Below are 15,968 nucleotides of genomic sequence, written 5' to 3' on the forward strand. Positions count from 1 at the left end.
AATTCAACGATCCTGGTCATAACAGCTTTCAGCCAGGGACCCGGCCAAAAACGCGGTGACTGTCGCCGGAAAGCAGGAGCATTCCCGATCACACCGCCAGCATCCGAGCCTTGTCGCATGCTGTAAAAATTCGCATACCCCAGACACGCCAACGCGGGAGCAAGCTCCCGCGCGGCGACATCCTACCAGTCACCGCTTGATAGCGGTCAACCGGCCAAGCAGATTACTTCTGCTCTTTGACTTCTTCGAACTCGGCATCGACAACGTCATCGTGCTTGGCTTCAGGCTCTGCCTGATGCGCGGCACCGTCAGCTGGCTGACCTTGCTCGGCGTACATTTTCTGAGCAACCGGCGCGGAGACCTTCGACAGTTCCTCAACCTTGGCTTCGATGGCCGCCTTGTCGTCGCCTTTAACTGCGGCTTCCAGGGCAACCAAGGCCGCTTCGATTGCGGTCTTCTCTTCGGCAGTCACTTTGTCGCCAGCTTCAGCGATCATTTTGCGCGTCGAGTGTACCAGTGCGTCGCCCTGGTTACGGGCAGCCGCCAACTCTTCGAACTTCTTGTCAGCCTCGGCATTGGTTTCCGCATCACGAATCATCTGCTGAATTTCTTCATCAGACAGACCAGAGTTGGCCTTGATGGTGATCTTCTGCTCTTTGCCAGTAGCCTTGTCTTTGGCGCCTACGTGCAAGATGCCGTTGGCGTCGATGTCGAAGGTCACTTCGATTTGTGGCACGCCACGTGGTGCTGGTGGAATCTCGGCCAGGTCGAACTTGCCCAGGGACTTGTTCTGCGCCGCTTGCTTACGCTCACCTTGCAGCACGTGAATGGTCACGGCGCCCTGGTTGTCATCGGCCGTCGAGAACACTTGCGATTTCTTGGTAGGAATCGTGGTGTTTTTCTCGATCAGCGCAGTCATCACGCCACCCATGGTTTCGATACCCAGGGTCAGTGGGCTGACGTCCAGCAGCAATACGTCTTTCACGTCGCCGGCCAGTACCGCACCCTGGATGGCAGCACCCATGGCAACAGCTTCGTCCGGGTTCACGTCTTTACGTGCTTCTTTGCCGAAGAACTCGGTCACCAACTTCTGAACCAGTGGCATACGGGTCTGACCGCCGACCAGGATCACGTCGTTGATCGCACTCACTTCGATGCCGGAGTCTTTCAGCGCGATGCGGCAAGGTTCGATGGTGCGCTGAACCAGGTCTTCAACCAGCGCTTCCAGCTTGGCGCGCGAGATCTTCACGTTCAAGTGCTTAGGACCGGTAGCGTCTGCAGTGATGTACGGCAGGTTAACGTCGGTCGACTGAGCCGAAGACAGCTCGATCTTGGCTTTCTCGGCAGCTTCTTTCAGACGCTGCATGGCCAGAGGGTCACCCTTGAGGTTCATGCCGCTTTCTTTCTTGAACTCGTCAACGAGGTAGTCGATCAGACGGATGTCGAAGTCTTCACCACCCAGGAAGGTGTCGCCGTTGGTGGCCAACACTTCGAACTGGTGCTCGCCGTCAACTTCCGCGATTTCGATCACGGACACGTCGAAGGTACCGCCACCCAGGTCATAAACGATGACAGTGTGGTCGCCCTTGGCTTTGTCCATGCCGTAGGCCAGAGCGGCTGCGGTTGGTTCGTTGATGATACGTTTTACGTCCAGGCCCGCGATGCGGCCGGCGTCTTTGGTCGCCTGGCGCTGGCTGTCGTTGAAGTAGGCCGGAACGGTGATCACCGCTTCAGTCACCGCTTCACCGAGGTAGTCTTCGGCGGTTTTCTTCATCTTTTTCAAGATTTCAGCCGAGATCTGTGGCGGCGACATTTTCTGGCCGTTCACTTCAACCCAGGCGTCACCGTTGTCAGCCTTGGCGATTTTGTAAGGGACCATCTTGATGTCTTTCTGTACGACTTCTTCCTCGAACTTACGCCCGATCAGACGCTTCACCGCGTACAGGGTGTTGTGCGGGTTGGTCACCGCCTGACGCTTGGCCGACTGACCGACGAGGATTTCGCCGTCGTTGGCGTAAGCAATGATCGACGGCGTAGTACGCGCGCCTTCGGCGTTTTCGATGACTTTTGCAACGCCGTTTTCCAGCACGGAGACGCAGGAGTTGGTGGTCCCCAGGTCGATACCGATAATTTTGCCCATGATTTACTCTCCCGAAACTTGAATTTGGATGCCGCAGCAGTGGTGGCTAACTGCGGTAGCACTTAAACGCTTGACTTATAAATGGGGGCCTTGCGGCGTATTTCAAGCCTGCTCATCAATCGAAGGTGAAACCGGTGCAGGCGCCTTGCTGACCACGACCATTGCTGGACGCAGCAGGCGACCGTTGAGCTGGTATCCCTTCTGGAATACTTTCAACACGCTGTTTGGCTCAAGGTCATGACTTTCCTGCATCGCCATGGCCTGGTGATGCTCGGCATTGAACGGCTCGCCGCCTTGCGGATCGACAGCCTCCAACTGATAACGCTTCAGGGTGTCCTGGAACATTTTCAGGGTCAGCTCGATACCTTCACGCATCGGGCGGATGTTTTCGTCATCCGGGTTGGACAACTCAAGGCCGCGCTCCAGGCTGTCGATGATCGGCAACAGATCACCGGCGAATTTTTCCAGCGCGAACTTGTGGGCCTTTTCTACATCCTGCTCGGCACGGCGGCGGACGTTCTGCAGATCGGCGGCAACACGCAAAGATTGATCCTGCGCAGCGGCCAATTGCTCTTCGAGCACTTGCACACGAGTCGCCAGCTCATCACCGGCAGCCGAATTGGCGTCTGGAGTTTGCGTATCCTGCGTCTGTTCGTCAGCCATAGATTTCTCCTTTCAAAATCATGCGCGAACTCAACTCGCGCTTCTGTTCCGGTATATGGGGCCACAATTTCCAGGTTCAAGGGTGCGGGCGTCACCAAAAGTCTTTCATCTGATCCAGATCAATTCCGACCTATTCATTCCTCTTCGCACTAAAAAAAACATCGAAGCAAGCAAATCGAGCTAAGCGCCAGGATTGTCAGCCCGGAACAAAACACTGTATAAATAACCAGACCTAAAGCCTGGGAGCGGCCGTCATGCTCGTGCACCTGTCCGTACATAACTACGCCATCGTTGAACATCTGGATCTCGAACTGGATCGCGGGATGAGCGTAATCACAGGCGAAACCGGCGCCGGCAAGTCGATCATGCTCGACGCCCTCGGCCTGACCCTGGGCGACCGCGCCGACAGTGGCGTGGTACGCCCCGGCGCAGACAAGGCCGACATCCTGGCGACCTTCGACCTGGCGGACATCCCCGAAGCCGAAGCCTGGCTTGCCGAGCGCGACCTTAATAATGAAGGGCCGTGCATCCTGCGCCGGGTCATCACCGCCGAAGGCCGCTCCCGTGGCTACATCAACGGCACGCCCTGCCCGCTGGGTGACTTGAAGGCCCTGGGCGAGCTGCTGATCGATATCCACAGCCAGCACGAACACCAATCCCTGCTCAAAACCGATACCCATCGCCGCCTGCTCGATGAATACGCCGGCGCCACCGACCTCGCCCGCCAGGTCCAGCTCGCCGCCCAACGTTGGCGCCAGACCCGCCTGGAACTGGAGCGCCTCTCCAATTCCGGCGACGAGCAACGCGCACGCCACCAATTGCTCAGCTATCAACTCGAAGAGCTCGAAAGCCTTGGCCTCGGCGAAAGCGAGCTGGAACAGCTTGAGCAGGAACACAAGAACCTCACCAACGCCGAAACCCTGCTGGGTATTTGCCGCCAGGTGGTGGAGCAATGCAGCGAGAGCGACTCGGGCAATGTGCTCAATGCACTGACCGTCAGCCTCAATCGGCTGTCCAGCGTGAACAATGCGTCCGGCTCGCTGAATGAAGCCACGACCTTGCTGACCAGTGCGCAAATCCAGGTAGAAGAAGCCGTAGGCGAACTGAACCGTTTCCTCGATCACTTCGACGCCGACCCGGCACGCCTGCAGGAAATAGAAGAACGCCTGGACACCATCTACACCCTGGCGCGCAAACATCGGATCCAGCCGACTGAAGTGGCAACGATGCAGCAGAAGCTGCTGGATGAAATCGAAACCCTGAACGCGAATGACGAGTCCATTGAGCGCCTGGGCGACGAACTGGCTTCTTTCGCCCGCCATTACCAAGAGAAGGCCCGCGAACTGAGCGATCTGCGCCATCAAGCCGCCACGAGCCTGGCCAGCGCGGTCGAGCAGGAAATCCAGCGCCTCGGCATGCCCGGCGGCCGCTTCACCATCGAACTGCACAGCAATACCAGCGCCGAACTGCAGCCCCACGGCCTGGAACAGGTAGAACTGCTGGTCAGCGCCAACCCAGGGCAGCCGCTCAAAGCGCTGGCAAAAGTCGCCTCCGGGGGCGAACTATCGCGGATCAGCCTGGCGATTCAGGTGATCACCGCCCAAACCTCACGGGTTCCGACGCTGGTCTTTGACGAGGTAGACGTTGGCATTGGTGGCCCGACCGCAGAAATTGTCGGCCAACTGCTGCGTCGCCTGGGGGATCGCGGCCAGGTGCTGACGGTTACCCACTTACCGCAAGTAGCCGCCCAAGGGCATCAGCATTTGTTTGTACACAAAGTACGCGGCAGCGATGCGACGCATACGGCGGTGTCCAAGCTGAACAAGTCGGAACGCGTGGAGGAAGTCGCGCGCATGCTCGGCGGTATCGACCTGACCAAGGAGTCCCTGGCCCACGCGAAGAAAATGGTGGTGGCAGCGAAGGCCTGACCGAACCGGCAATTTTCTCTCTGTAGAAAGCACGAAGGCGACCCGGGGGTCGCCTTCAATCGTTCCGCAGAGCGAATCTGCGTCGATTTTTACTTTTTCTTACGTACGTAAAGAACCAAATTGTGGTCCGACAACTCGTAGCCATGCTCCTCGGCAATTGCCTTCTGCAACCGCTCGATTTCCGGGTTGGTGAATTCGATAACCTCACCAGTGTCCACGTCGACCATGTGGTCGTGATGACCACCATCAGCCAATTCGAACACTGCGTGACCGCCGTCGAAATTATGACGAACCACCAGCCCCGCGGCTTCAAACTGGGTCAGCACGCGGTAAACCGTGGCCAGGCCAACGTCCTCATTGGACTCCATCAGCGCCTTGTAAACATCCTCGGCACTCATGTGGCGCTGCTCAGCAGAATCGAGCATTTGTAGAATCTTGACGCGTGGCAGAGTCACTTTAAGACCGGCTTTGCGTAGTTCGCTATTTTCAACCATGGTTAGCTTTCTCGCGGATGCTGCTTCGCAGCTTCTCTTAATACGGGTATGATCGGCGTTTACGTTGTCCCAGCCAAGATAGTGGAAGTCGCCCACCGATGCAAAACACCAAGCTCTTGCTAACCAGTTTCACCTTTGTGGGACTGCTCGCACTCGCCGGTTGTTCATTCCCCGGGGTTTACAAAATCGACATCCAGCAGGGCAATGTCGTCACGCAGGACATGATAGACCAGTTACGCCCGGGAATGACCCGACGGCAAGTACGGTTTATTATGGGCAACCCCCTGCTGACTGACACTTTCCACGCCGATCGCTGGGATTATCTCTACAGCATCCAGCCTGGGGGCGGTGAACGCCAACAGGAGCGCGTCAGCGTCATCTTCAATGGCAATGATCAACTGGTCAGTCTGTCCGGCGATTTCATGCCCGGCGTAAGCCGCGATGAAGCCTTGCTGGGCAAGGATAACGGCACCAACGTGACTGCGCCTGCGCAGGAAGCCGAGAAGCCGAAATCCGAAGTACCGGCCAAGCCTGGCTCATTGCTCGACAAGATCCAGAAAGACGTCGACCGCGTACAAACAGTTCCAGTCCCGACGCCACAGCCTCTGGACACCAGCCCGCAGTAAGTTTGCGGCGCTCGATAAAAGCCCGGCATGCCGGGCTTTTTGTTGCCTGCAGATTCGCCGGCCTATGAACGCTGTTGCTTGACCAACGCCGCCTTGGCCGCACGCAGCCGCCGCACTTCTTTGGGGTCGGCCAGCAGCGGGCGGTAAATCTCGATACGATCACCTGACTGCACGGTGCAGGTATCGGGGTCGACCACTGCCTTACCGAATACCCCCAACGGGCAATCAGCAAGGTTCACCTCAGGAAAGTGCGTAGCAATCCCCGACGCCTGCACCGCAGCCCGCAGGCTCGTACCCGCTGGCACCGCGACCGCCACCAACACCTGGCGATCCACGCCGGCATACACCACTTCAATCTCAACCATGCAGTTGCTTGGCTCGCTGACAGAATGCGTCGACCAGGGTATTGGCCGCCTGATTGAACAAAGGCCCCAACGTCGCCCGCACAATGGGCCCCGCATAATCGAAGGACAGATCCAGGCTGATCTTGCAGGCTTTCTCGGTCAACGCCTTGAACACCCAGACACCATGCAATTGGGTAAACGGCCCTTCCTGCAGATTCATTTCAATGGACTTGCCCGGCACCAGGACATTGCGTGTCACAAAGTGCTGGCTGAGCCCCCCCTTGGCCACCCCGACACTGGCAACCATGTGCTCATCACTGCCTTCCAGCACCTCGGCGGTCGAGCACCAAGGCAGGAATTCCGGGTAACGCGCCACGTCGTTGACCAGGTCATAAAGCACCTGGGCCGGATAGGGCAGCAGGGCCGAACGTTGAATATGCGTCGTCATGTGAGCGTTATTTCCACAGCTGAGCGGCAAACATCGCGAAAGAACAACCCGATCCGCGAGAGAAAAAAACCAAAGAACTGCCGGTATTGTCCGGGATTCGTCCAACACGCTCAAGCACGCAGGTTGACCGTAGCCGACACGCTCGCAACGCCCTATAATGCCGCCCCTATGGCTAAACAAAAGAAACACCCCACAGGGACCATCGCGCAGAATAAAAAAGCGCGACACGATTACTTCATCGAACATCGGTTCGAGGCTGGTCTGGTCCTGGCCGGCTGGGAAGTAAAAAGTCTGCGTGCCAGCAAGCTGCAACTGGTCGACAGCTATGTGCTGCTCAAGGATGGCGAGGCATGGCTGCTCGGCAGTCATATCACCCCGCTGACCACCGCGAGCACGCACGTGATTGCCGACCCGGTACGCACACGCAAGCTGCTGCTCAATGCCCGCGAACTGGACAAGCTCGCCGCCGCCGTACAGCAGAAAGGCTATGCCTGCGTCTGCCTGTCCTGGTATTGGAGCAAGCATCTGGTCAAGTGCGAGATCGCACTGGGCAAAGGCAAGAAGGAATACGACAAGCGTGACACCGAGCGCGAGCGCGATTCCGACCGTGAACTGCATCGCGCCGTGCGCAACAAGGGCAAGGAAGAATAATCCTTGCGCCGCTGTAGCCTAGGGCGCTTCGCCCCTGGCTACATGCCCTTGCGCCGCGCCGCCCGGGCCACGCGCTGAACTTCCTGACGTACCTCCTCCAACACCTCCTGCACATACAACAGGTGACGTGTTGAGACTTCCCGCGCTTGCTCGGCCCGCCCCTCGATGATCGCCAGGTACAAGTCCCGGTGCTGACTGATCAGCATATCGCGGGTTTCCGTGCGCTGCTGGTACATGCCGCCAATGTTGGTCACCACGTTCCGCTTGAGCAGGTCGAACAACCCGCGGATGGTGTGCAACAGCACAGCATTGTGGCTGGCCTCGGCAATGGCCAAGTGAAACCGCGCATCCGCGGCCCCCTCCTCTGCGCGGCTGACCTTATCGTCGCGCGCGTAACAATCCTGTAGCGCTTCAAAGGCTGCCGTCAGCCGCTCACGGTCGACTTCGGTAGCGCGCAATGCCGCGTAATAGGCACAGGACGCTTCGAGGGTTTGGCGAAACTCCAGCAAATCACGCTGCGCCTCGGGATTGTTTTCCAGCAAGTGCAACAACGGATCGCTGAACGTCGAGCCCAACGAATCAGACACATAATTGCCACCGCCCTGGCGACTGACCAGCAACCCCTTGGCCGCCAGTTTCTGGATCGCCTCACGCAGCGAGGGGCGCGAAACGCCGAACTTTTCAGCCAACGCGCGCTCGGCCGGCAAGCGCTCGCCCGATTTCAGCGTGCCCTCAAGGATCATGCCCTCAAGCTGCTCGACAATATCGTCAGACAAACGGCGCTGACGCACCTGATCAAACCCCATAACTCTCTCTCCACGATCCCGACCACTCGCCGGGGCCTCTATTCTGGCCTATCGCAACGCTTGCAGCACCCATCAGAACATCTTCGATTGATGCGATCAGAGCGCCCGCCCTCCCGCTTAAGACCAAAGTTTCGCAGGCGGCAAATTGACACATCCCTGCCTAGGCTTTTACTCTAGCCAACAGCGGCTGTAAATTGGTATTACCAATTATCCAAGCCGACTAAAATGTGCCTGACCAACAACAATTAGGGGCCACCCCATATGCAAACCTGGCAACAGCTCTACAGCCCGCTCGGCAGCCTCGGCCTGTCCGCACTGGCCGCCGTTATTCCAATCGTATTTTTCTTCCTGGCTCTGGCCGTGTTTCGCCTTAAAGGCCACGTCGCCGGCAGCATCACGCTGGCGCTGTCGATCCTGGTGGCGATCTTTGCCTTCCAGATGCCGGTAGACATGGCACTGGCCGCTGCCGGCTATGGCTTTGCCTACGGCCTGTGGCCCATCGCCTGGATCATCGTCGCTGCGGTATTTCTCTACAAACTGACGGTCAAGAGCGGCCAGTTCGAGATCATCCGCAGCTCGGTACTGTCGATCACCGACGACCAACGCCTGCAGGTCCTGCTGATCGGCTTCTGCTTCGGCGCCTTCCTGGAAGGTGCCGCCGGCTTTGGTGCTCCCGTGGCGATTACCGCCGCGCTGCTGGTCGGCCTGGGCTTCAACCCGCTGTACGCCGCCGGCCTGTGCCTGATCGCCAACACCGCGCCCGTCGCCTTCGGTGCCCTCGGGATTCCGATCATCGTCGCCGGGCAAGTGACCGGCATCGACGCGTTCAAGATCGGCGCCATGACTGGTCGCCAATTGCCACTGCTGTCGCTGTTCGTTCCGTTCTGGCTGGTGTTCATGATGGACGGCCTGCGCGGCGTGCGCGAAACCTGGCCGGCCGCCTTGGTGGCAGGCTTGAGCTTTGCCATCACCCAATACTTCACCTCCAACTTCATCGGCCCGGAACTGCCGGACATCACCTCGGCCCTGGCCAGCCTGGTTTCCTTGACTCTGTTCCTGAAAATCTGGCAACCCAAGCGCACCGCCGGCGCGCAGATTGCCGGTGCGACCTCCAGCGCAACGGTCACCGCCAGCGCCGGCGGCTTCGGCCTGCCACGCAGCACTGTCGCTTCGCCCTACAGCCTGGGGCGAATCTTCAAAGCCTGGTCGCCGTTCCTGATCCTGACCGTGCTGGTGACCATCTGGACCCTCAAGCCCTTCAAGGCGATGTTCGCCGCAGGCGGCTCGATGTACAGCTGGGTGTTCAACTTTGCGATCCCGCACCTGGACCAACTGGTGGTCAAGGTTGCGCCTATCGTGACCAACCCGACGGCCATCCCCGCGGTATTCAAACTGGACCCGATTTCAGCGACCGGCACTGCGATTTTCTTTTCCGCGCTGATCTCGATGCTGGTATTGAAGATCGACATCAAAACTGGTCTTACCACTTTAAAAGAGACCTTCTACGAACTGCGCTGGCCGATCCTGTCCATCGGCATGGTGCTGGCGTTCGCGTTCGTCACCAACTACTCGGGCATGTCCTCGACCATGGCATTGGTCCTGGCCGGCACCGGCGCAGCCTTCCCGTTCTTCTCGCCGTTCCTCGGCTGGCTGGGGGTTTTCCTGACAGGCTCCGACACCTCGTCCAACGCCCTGTTCAGCTCGTTGCAAGCCACCACCGCCCACCAGATCGGTGTCAACGACGTCCTGCTGGTCGCGGCAAACACCAGCGGCGGCGTGACCGGCAAGATGATTTCGCCGCAATCGATCGCTGTGGCCTGCGCCGCTACCGGCCTGGTCGGCAAGGAATCCGACCTGTTCCGCTTCACCCTCAAGCACAGCCTGTTTTTCGCCACCATCGTCGGGCTGATCACACTGGCCCAGGCCTACTGGTTCACCGGCATGCTGGTGCATTGAGACCACAGGTAATCACGCAATAACCGACGCCGAACCGCGATTTCGGCGTCAGCTCTCCACAACCCTTCTGCCGGGCCGCTGAACACGCTGCGGCCCTGACGGACGGACAACCGGGACCACCCGGAGAACGCGCCTGATGAGCGAGCTTTTTTACAACGCCGTGCCGAATGCCACCCGTGTCGCGCCGCCTCTGGCCGAGCCACGCGAATACCCCCACGAAAAACCGCAGAAGGTCTACCTGTTCGGCACCTGCGTGGTCGATCTGTTTTATCCCGAAGCCGGCATGGACGCGATCCACCTGCTGGAACGCGAAGGGATCTGCGTGGATTATCCCCAAGGGCAAAGCTGCTGCGGGCAACCGGCCTACACCTCGGGCTATACCGACCAGGCCCGACAAGTGGCACGCGCGCAACTGGCGCTGTTCGCCGGTGACTACCCGGTGGTGGTGCCATCCGGCTCCTGTGCCGGCATGTTACGTGAGCACTACGCCGACCTCTTCAAGGACGAACCCGACACCCTCAAACAAGTGCAGGCCCTCGCGGCCCGGACTTATGAGTTGGCGGAGTTCCTGTTGTTCGTGTGCAAGGTGCAACTCAACGACAGCGGGGAGCCGGTCAAGGTCGCCCTGCACACGTCGTGCTCCGCGCGTCGGGAAATGAACACCCACCTTCACGGCCGCGAACTGCTTGCCCAATTGCGCAATGTCGAACGCGTCGACCACAGCCACGAAAGCGAATGCTGTGGCTTTGGTGGGACGTTCAGCGTGCGTATGCCAGACATTTCCGGCGCAATGGTGGCCGACAAGACCCGAGCCTTGCAGGACTCCGGCGCCCATCAAGTACTGAGTGCTGATTGCGGTTGCCTGATGAACATCAATGGCGCCCTGGAGAAACAACAGGCGGCCTTACGCGGGCAACACCTGGCCAGCTTTCTCTGGCAACGCACCGGGGGTGAACGATGAACGCCGCGCTGATTCCCACCGTCGAGGTGTCGGAAGACTTCCGCACCCGCGCCCACCATGCACTGGGCGACGCGCAACTGCGAAACAACTTTCGCAATGCGATGGATTCCCTGATGAGCAAACGGGCGGCGTCTTTCAGCGACGCCCACGAACGCGAACACCTGCGCGCCCTCGGTAACGCGGTGCGCGCCCGCGCCCTGTCGAAGCTGCCCGACCTGCTCGAACAACTGGAAGCCAACCTGACCCGAAACGGCGTGACCGTGCATTGGGCAGAAACGGTTGAAGAGGCCAATGCGATCGTGCTGTCGATCATCCGCCGGCGCGAAGCCACGCAGGTGATCAAAGGCAAATCCATGGTCAGCGAAGAGATGGAGATGAACCACGTACTCGCCGCCCAAGGCATCGAATGCCTTGAGTCGGATATGGGTGAGTTTATTGTTCAACTCGACCATGAGAAGCCGTCCCACATCATCATGCCGGCGATCCACAAGAACGCCAGCCAGGTCGCGTCGCTGTTCCACGAAAAACTCGGCGTGGAGTACACCAAGGATGTCGACCAGTTGATTCAGATTGGTCGCCGCGTGCTGCGGGAAAAGTTCTTCGAAGCGGATATCGGCGTCTCCGGCGTCAACTTCGCCGTGGCCGAAACCGGCACGCTGCTGCTGGTGGAAAACGAAGGCAACGGGCGTATGTCGACCACGGTGCCACCCGTGCATATCGCCGTGACCGGCATCGAGAAGGTCGTGGAAAACCTGCGCGACGTGGTGCCGTTACTGTCGCTGCTGACCCGCTCCGCGCTCGGCCAGCCGATCACCACCTACGTCAATATGATCTCCGGCCCGCGCAAGGCCGATGAGCTCGACGGCCCCGAAGAAGTCCACCTGGTGCTGCTGGACAACGGACGCAGCCAGGCGTTTGCCGACAGCGAATTGCGTCAGACGCTCAACTGCATTCGCTGCGGCGCATGTATGAATCATTGCCCGGTGTATACCCGAATCGGTGGCCACACCTACGGCGAGGTCTACCCCGGCCCTATCGGAAAAATCATCACACCGCATATGGTCGGCCTGGCAAAAGTACCGGACCATCCCAGTGCGTCTTCGTTGTGCGGTGCTTGTGGAGAAGTGTGTCCGGTAAAAATTCCGATCCCGGCCTTGCTGCGCCGTCTGCGGGAAGAGAACGTAAAAGCGCCGGATAGCCCACACCCCGTGATGCGCGGCCAAGGCAGCAAGTATTCGCGCCAGGAGCGGTTCATCTGGAACGCCTGGGCCAAGCTCCACAGCTCACCGACGCTGTACCGCCTGTTCACATTCGCCGCCACGCGCCTGCGCGCCCTCGTACCGAACAACGTCGGGCCATGGACGCAAAACCATAGCGCGCCTAAACCCGCCGCCCGTTCGCTGCATGACCTGGCACGCGAGCATTTGGCCAAACAGGGAGCGCGTTGATGAGCGCCAAGCAAAATATCCTCGGCAAATTGCGTCACAGCCTGACGGGCACAACACCAGTGCCCGACAACTTCGATGAGACCCTGGTCACACAGATCTACACCTACCCGCCAGAGCAGCGCATCGCACAATTGCGCAAGCTGATGGAGGCGGTGCATACCGAGATCCACCTGACCCGCGGCGCCGAATGGCCAGCTTTACTCGCGCAGCTGCTGCAAAAACGCGAGCTGCCCAGCCTGCTCATCGCGCCGACAACCGAGCATGGGCGGCGCATCACCGAGCACTGGTCGAACCATCCGCAATTGCCGCAGCTCAAAGCCTACGACCGCCCTGTGGAAGAATGGAAAGCCGAGCTGTTTAATGACACACCGGCCAGCCTGACCACGACCCTCGGCGCCATCGCCGCCACCGGTAGCCTGATTCTGTGGCCCACGCGGGAAGAACCGCGACTGATGAGCCTGGTGCCGCCGGTACACTTTGCACTGCTCAAGGCCAGCGAGATTTACGACAACTTTTATCAGGTCCAGCAGCAATTCGCCTGGGCCCAAGGCATGCCCACCAATGCCCTGCTGGTGTCCGGCCCGTCAAAGACCGCTGACATCGAACAAGTTCTGGCTTATGGCGCCCACGGTCCGAAGGACCTGGTGGTGCTGATCCTGGAGGACCAATGAGTCTGCCTGCCGCTTTCCTTGCTGACGTCGCACAGCTGATCCCGAAAATTCGTCGCTTCGACGACCCACTTTCCACCTTGGCATTTGGCACAGACGCCAGCTTTTACCGACTGATCCCACAGCTGGTGATTCGCGTCGAGTCGGAAGACGAAGTCGTGGCGCTGCTGAAACTGGCCCAGCGCGATCATGTTCCGGTGACCTTCCGCGCAGCGGGCACCAGCTTGTCCGGGCAGGCCATCAGCGATTCGGTGCTGATCGTACTGGGGGACAACTGGAACGGCCGCGAAATTCGTGGGCAAGGCACGCAGATCCGCCTGCAACCCGGCGTGATCGGCGCCCAGGCCAACGCCTGGCTGGCGCCATTCGGGCGCAAGATCGGGCCGGATCCGGCGTCGATCAACGCCTGCAAAATCGGCGGCATCGTCGCCAACAATGCCAGCGGCATGTGCTGCGGTACGGCGCAAAACACCTACCATACCCTGGCCGGGATTCGCCTGGTGCTGGCCGATGGCAGCCGCCTGGACACCGAAGATGCCGCCAGCGTCGCGGCATTTCGTCAGCAGCACGGCGCGCTGCTTGAACGCCTGGCCACACTCGGGCGGGAGACGCGGGCAAACGCTGAACTGGCCGCCAAAATCCGCCACAAATACCGTCTGAAAAATACCACCGGCCTGTCACTCAACGCCCTGGTGGATTTCGATGAGCCGCTGGATATCCTCAGCCACCTGCTGGTGGGTTCCGAAGGCACCCTGGGCTTTATCAGCGCAGTGACTTACGACACCGTCATCGACCACCCGAACAAAGCCTCGGCGCTGATCGTATTCCCCGATGTCGAGACCTGCTGCAATGCGGTGACCGTCCTGAAAACCCAACCGGTCTCAGCGGTTGAGCTGCTCGACCGACGCAGCATGCGTTCGGTGCAGGACAAACCCGGCATGCCCGCCTTCGTACAACATCTATCGGAAAATGCCTGCGCACTGTTGATCGAATCCCGTGCGGCATCGCCCTCTTTGCTTCAGGAGCAACTGGCGCTGATCATGGCGTCCCTGGCGGCGTTTCCGGTGGAAAAACAGGTCGACTTCACCGAAGACCCGGTGGAAAACGCCCGCCTGTGGGCGATCCGCAAAGACACCTTCCCCGCCGTCGGCGCCGTGCGCAAAACCGGCACTACGGTGATCATCGAAGACGTGACGTTCCCGGTCGAGCAGTTGGCCATCGGCGTTAACCGTTTGATCGAGCTGTTCGACAAACACCACTACGACGAAGCCATCCTTTTCGGACACGCTCTGGAAGGCAATCTGCACTTTGTGTTCACCCAAGGCTTCAACAGCAGCGAAGAAGTCGCACGCTACCAAGCGTTCATGGACGACGTCGCCCAACTGGTGGCCGTAGAGTTTGGCGGCTCACTGAAAGCCGAGCATGGCACCGGCCGCAACATGGCGCCGTTCGTCGAGCTGGAATGGGGCAGCGACGCCTATCAACTGATGTGGCAACTCAAACGCCTGCTCGACCCCAACGGTATTCTCAACCCGGACGTGGTGCTCAGCGAAGATCCGCAGATCCACCTTAAACACCTCAAGCCGCTGCCTGCCGCCGACGAGCTTGTGGATAAGTGTATCGAGTGCGGTTTCTGCGAGCCGGTATGCCCGTCGAAAGGCCTGACCTTGAGCCCGCGCCAGCGCATCGTGATCTGGCGCGATATCCAGGCGAAGAAACGCGCCGGCATCGACACCACTGAACTGGAAACGGCCTACCACTACCAGGGCATCGACACCTGCGCCGCCACCGGGTTATGCGCCCAGCGCTGCCCTGTGGGAATCAACACCGGCGACTTGGTGAAAAAACTCCGGGCCCGCGACGCCGACCATACGAAAACCGCCGAATGGTTGGCCACCCACTTCGCCACTGCGCTGCAAGGCGCGCGCTTTACCCTGCACGTCGCCAACGGCGCACGCATGCTGTTGGGCGCGCCGCGCCTGGCCAAGTTGTCGGCCACAGTGAGCAAGTTGTCCAAGGGACAAATCCCACAATGGACCAACGCCATGCCGCAACCGGAAAAAGCCATTCGCTTCAGTCCGGCGGTGACCGATGAGCGGCCACGCGTGGTCTACCTCGCGGCATGCGTCTCACGCGCCATGGGCCCGGCGGCTGGCGATAAAGAGCAAACGTCGCTGTACGACAAAACCCGCGGCCTGCTGGAAAAAGCCGGCTACCAAGTCGTCTTCCCCGACAACCAGGACAACCTGTGCTGCGGCCAGCCTTTCGCCTCCAAGGGCTATGCCGAACAGGCCGAACACAAACGCCAGGAACTGATCGGCGCGTTGCTCCACGCCAGCCGCGGCGGCCTCGACCCGATCTACTGCGACACCAGCCCCTGCACCCTGCGCCTGGTGCAAGACCTGGGCGAAACACGCCTGGACCTGTACGACCCGGTACGATTTATCCGAACGCACCTGATGGACCGCCTCGACTTCATACCGCAGGAAGCACCGATCGCCGTACACGTCACTTGCAGCACCCAGCACCTCGGGGAAAGCCAGGCCCTGATCGACCTGGCCCGCCGCTGCGCGAAAACCGTGGTGATCCCGGAAGGCATCCACTGCTGTGGTTTTGCCGGCGACAAAGGCTTCACCACCCCGGAACTCAACGCCCACTCCCTGCGCTCGCTGAAAGACGCCGTGCAATATTGCAGCGAAGGCATCTCCACCAGCCGCACCTGCGAGATCGGCCTGAGCCAGCATGGCGGCATCGATTACCACGGGCTGGTCTACCTCGTGGACCGCGTAACCCGACCGAGGGCGCACTAATCCGGCACAAAAACAGAACCCCTGC

Annotated in this window: 14 protein-coding genes; 8 read left to right on the forward strand and 6 right to left on the reverse strand. The window is 59.9% G+C overall.

Annotation, left to right across the window (positions count from 1 at the left end; translation table 11 throughout):
• Window positions 1–223: 223 nt before the first annotated feature.
• Window positions 224–2,140: a molecular chaperone DnaK gene (gene dnaK, locus JN756_RS27550; RefSeq protein WP_017847410.1), complete on the reverse strand. Its 1,917-nt coding sequence runs from the start codon at window positions 2,138–2,140 to the stop codon at window positions 224–226.
• Window positions 2,141–2,242: 102 nt separating this feature from the next.
• Window positions 2,243–2,803, reverse strand: a complete 561-nt coding sequence (gene grpE, locus JN756_RS27555) for a nucleotide exchange factor GrpE (protein WP_017847409.1) — start codon at window positions 2,801–2,803, stop codon at window positions 2,243–2,245.
• Window positions 2,804–3,057: 254 nt separating this feature from the next.
• On the opposite strand from grpE, the gene recN reads away from it, so the two are divergent.
• Window positions 3,058–4,731, forward strand: a complete 1,674-nt coding sequence (gene recN / locus JN756_RS27560) for a DNA repair protein RecN (protein ID WP_046382039.1) — start codon at window positions 3,058–3,060, stop codon at window positions 4,729–4,731.
• 89 nt (window positions 4,732–4,820) lie between these two features.
• Here recN and fur read toward each other — a convergent pair whose 3' ends face one another.
• Window positions 4,821–5,225: a ferric iron uptake transcriptional regulator gene (gene fur / locus JN756_RS27565; RefSeq protein ID WP_046385174.1), complete on the reverse strand. Its 405-nt coding sequence runs from the start codon at window positions 5,223–5,225 to the stop codon at window positions 4,821–4,823.
• A gap of 98 nt (window positions 5,226–5,323) precedes the next feature.
• On the opposite strand from fur, the gene JN756_RS27570 reads away from it, so the two are divergent.
• Window positions 5,324–5,851 (forward strand): outer membrane protein assembly factor BamE, encoded by a 528-nt coding sequence (locus tag JN756_RS27570; RefSeq protein ID WP_046382038.1) that lies wholly within the window; start codon window positions 5,324–5,326, stop codon window positions 5,849–5,851.
• A gap of 62 nt (window positions 5,852–5,913) precedes the next feature.
• Here the strand turns inward: JN756_RS27570 and JN756_RS27575 are convergent, their stop codons facing one another.
• Both JN756_RS27575 and JN756_RS27580 read right to left on the reverse strand, forming a co-directional pair.
• Entirely contained in the window at window positions 5,914–6,216 is a 303-nt protein-coding gene (locus tag JN756_RS27575; protein WP_126588585.1) for an RnfH family protein, read from the reverse strand.
• Window positions 6,209–6,643, reverse strand: coding sequence for a type II toxin-antitoxin system RatA family toxin (locus JN756_RS27580; protein ID WP_046382036.1), 435 nt, complete (start codon window positions 6,641–6,643; stop codon window positions 6,209–6,211). Before JN756_RS27580 ends, JN756_RS27575 begins: the two co-directional genes overlap by 8 nt.
• Window positions 6,644–6,811: 168 nt before the next feature.
• Here JN756_RS27580 and smpB point away from each other — a divergent pair, with 168 nt between their 5' ends.
• Complete coding sequence (gene smpB / locus JN756_RS27585; protein WP_017847403.1) at window positions 6,812–7,294, forward strand: SsrA-binding protein SmpB; 483 nt, start codon at window positions 6,812–6,814, stop codon at window positions 7,292–7,294.
• Between the two features lie 38 nt (window positions 7,295–7,332).
• Here smpB and JN756_RS27590 read toward each other — a convergent pair whose 3' ends face one another.
• On the reverse strand, window positions 7,333–8,100 hold the full coding sequence (locus tag JN756_RS27590; RefSeq protein WP_017847402.1) for an FCD domain-containing protein: 768 nt from the start codon (window positions 8,098–8,100) through the stop codon (window positions 7,333–7,335).
• Between the two features lie 261 nt (window positions 8,101–8,361).
• Here JN756_RS27590 and JN756_RS27595 point away from each other — a divergent pair, with 261 nt between their 5' ends.
• From JN756_RS27595 to JN756_RS27615, 5 genes are all read left to right on the forward strand, one after another.
• On the forward strand, window positions 8,362–10,056 hold the full coding sequence (locus JN756_RS27595) for a lactate permease LctP family transporter (protein WP_126588586.1): 1,695 nt from the start codon (window positions 8,362–8,364) through the stop codon (window positions 10,054–10,056).
• Window positions 10,057–10,192: 136 nt separating this feature from the next.
• The gene (locus tag JN756_RS27600; protein WP_201021552.1) at window positions 10,193–11,017 is read left to right on the forward strand and encodes a (Fe-S)-binding protein; all 825 of its coding nucleotides are present in this window, start codon (window positions 10,193–10,195) and stop codon (window positions 11,015–11,017) included.
• Window positions 11,014–12,465: a LutB/LldF family L-lactate oxidation iron-sulfur protein gene (locus tag JN756_RS27605; RefSeq protein WP_126588587.1), complete on the forward strand. Its 1,452-nt coding sequence runs from the start codon at window positions 11,014–11,016 to the stop codon at window positions 12,463–12,465. Before JN756_RS27600 ends, JN756_RS27605 begins: the two co-directional genes overlap by 4 nt.
• A complete protein-coding gene (locus tag JN756_RS27610; RefSeq protein WP_046487594.1) occupies window positions 12,465–13,136 on the forward strand; it encodes a LutC/YkgG family protein in 672 nt (223 codons plus the stop codon). Before JN756_RS27605 ends, JN756_RS27610 begins: the two co-directional genes overlap by 1 nt.
• The gene (locus JN756_RS27615; protein WP_046382032.1) at window positions 13,133–15,943 is read left to right on the forward strand and encodes an FAD-binding and (Fe-S)-binding domain-containing protein; all 2,811 of its coding nucleotides are present in this window, start codon (window positions 13,133–13,135) and stop codon (window positions 15,941–15,943) included. Before JN756_RS27610 ends, JN756_RS27615 begins: the two co-directional genes overlap by 4 nt.
• Window positions 15,944–15,968 lie beyond the last annotated feature (25 nt).

It is taken from the genome of Pseudomonas sp. Y39-6, assembly GCF_023651955.1.
Classification (GTDB): domain Bacteria; phylum Pseudomonadota; class Gammaproteobacteria; order Pseudomonadales; family Pseudomonadaceae; genus Aquipseudomonas; species Aquipseudomonas veronii.

Bases quoted from the DNA above. Each gene is read 5' to 3' on its own strand.
- recN (WP_046382039.1), top strand. From the start codon at position 3,058: ATGCTCGTGCACCTGTCCGTACATAACTACGCCATCGTTGAACATCTG.
- JN756_RS27570 (WP_046382038.1), top strand. From the start codon at position 5,324: ATGCAAAACACCAAGCTCTTGCTAACCAGTTTCACCTTTGTGGGACTG.
- grpE (WP_017847409.1), bottom strand. From the start codon at position 2,803: ATGGCTGACGAACAGACGCAGGATACGCAAACTCCAGACGCCAATTCG.
- dnaK (WP_017847410.1), bottom strand. From the start codon at position 2,140: ATGGGCAAAATTATCGGTATCGACCTGGGGACCACCAACTCCTGCGTC.
- fur (WP_046385174.1), bottom strand. From the start codon at position 5,225: ATGGTTGAAAATAGCGAACTACGCAAAGCCGGTCTTAAAGTGACTCTG.
- JN756_RS27605 (WP_126588587.1), top strand. From the start codon at position 11,014: ATGAACGCCGCGCTGATTCCCACCGTCGAGGTGTCGGAAGACTTCCGC.
- JN756_RS27610 (WP_046487594.1), top strand. From the start codon at position 12,465: ATGAGCGCCAAGCAAAATATCCTCGGCAAATTGCGTCACAGCCTGACG.
- JN756_RS27615 (WP_046382032.1), top strand. From the start codon at position 13,133: ATGAGTCTGCCTGCCGCTTTCCTTGCTGACGTCGCACAGCTGATCCCG.
- JN756_RS27600 (WP_201021552.1), top strand. From the start codon at position 10,193: ATGAGCGAGCTTTTTTACAACGCCGTGCCGAATGCCACCCGTGTCGCG.
- JN756_RS27580 (WP_046382036.1), bottom strand. From the start codon at position 6,643: ATGACGACGCATATTCAACGTTCGGCCCTGCTGCCCTATCCGGCCCAG.
- smpB (WP_017847403.1), top strand. From the start codon at position 6,812: ATGGCTAAACAAAAGAAACACCCCACAGGGACCATCGCGCAGAATAAA.
- JN756_RS27575 (WP_126588585.1), bottom strand. From the start codon at position 6,216: ATGGTTGAGATTGAAGTGGTGTATGCCGGCGTGGATCGCCAGGTGTTG.
- JN756_RS27595 (WP_126588586.1), top strand. From the start codon at position 8,362: ATGCAAACCTGGCAACAGCTCTACAGCCCGCTCGGCAGCCTCGGCCTG.
- JN756_RS27590 (WP_017847402.1), bottom strand. From the start codon at position 8,100: ATGGGGTTTGATCAGGTGCGTCAGCGCCGTTTGTCTGACGATATTGTC.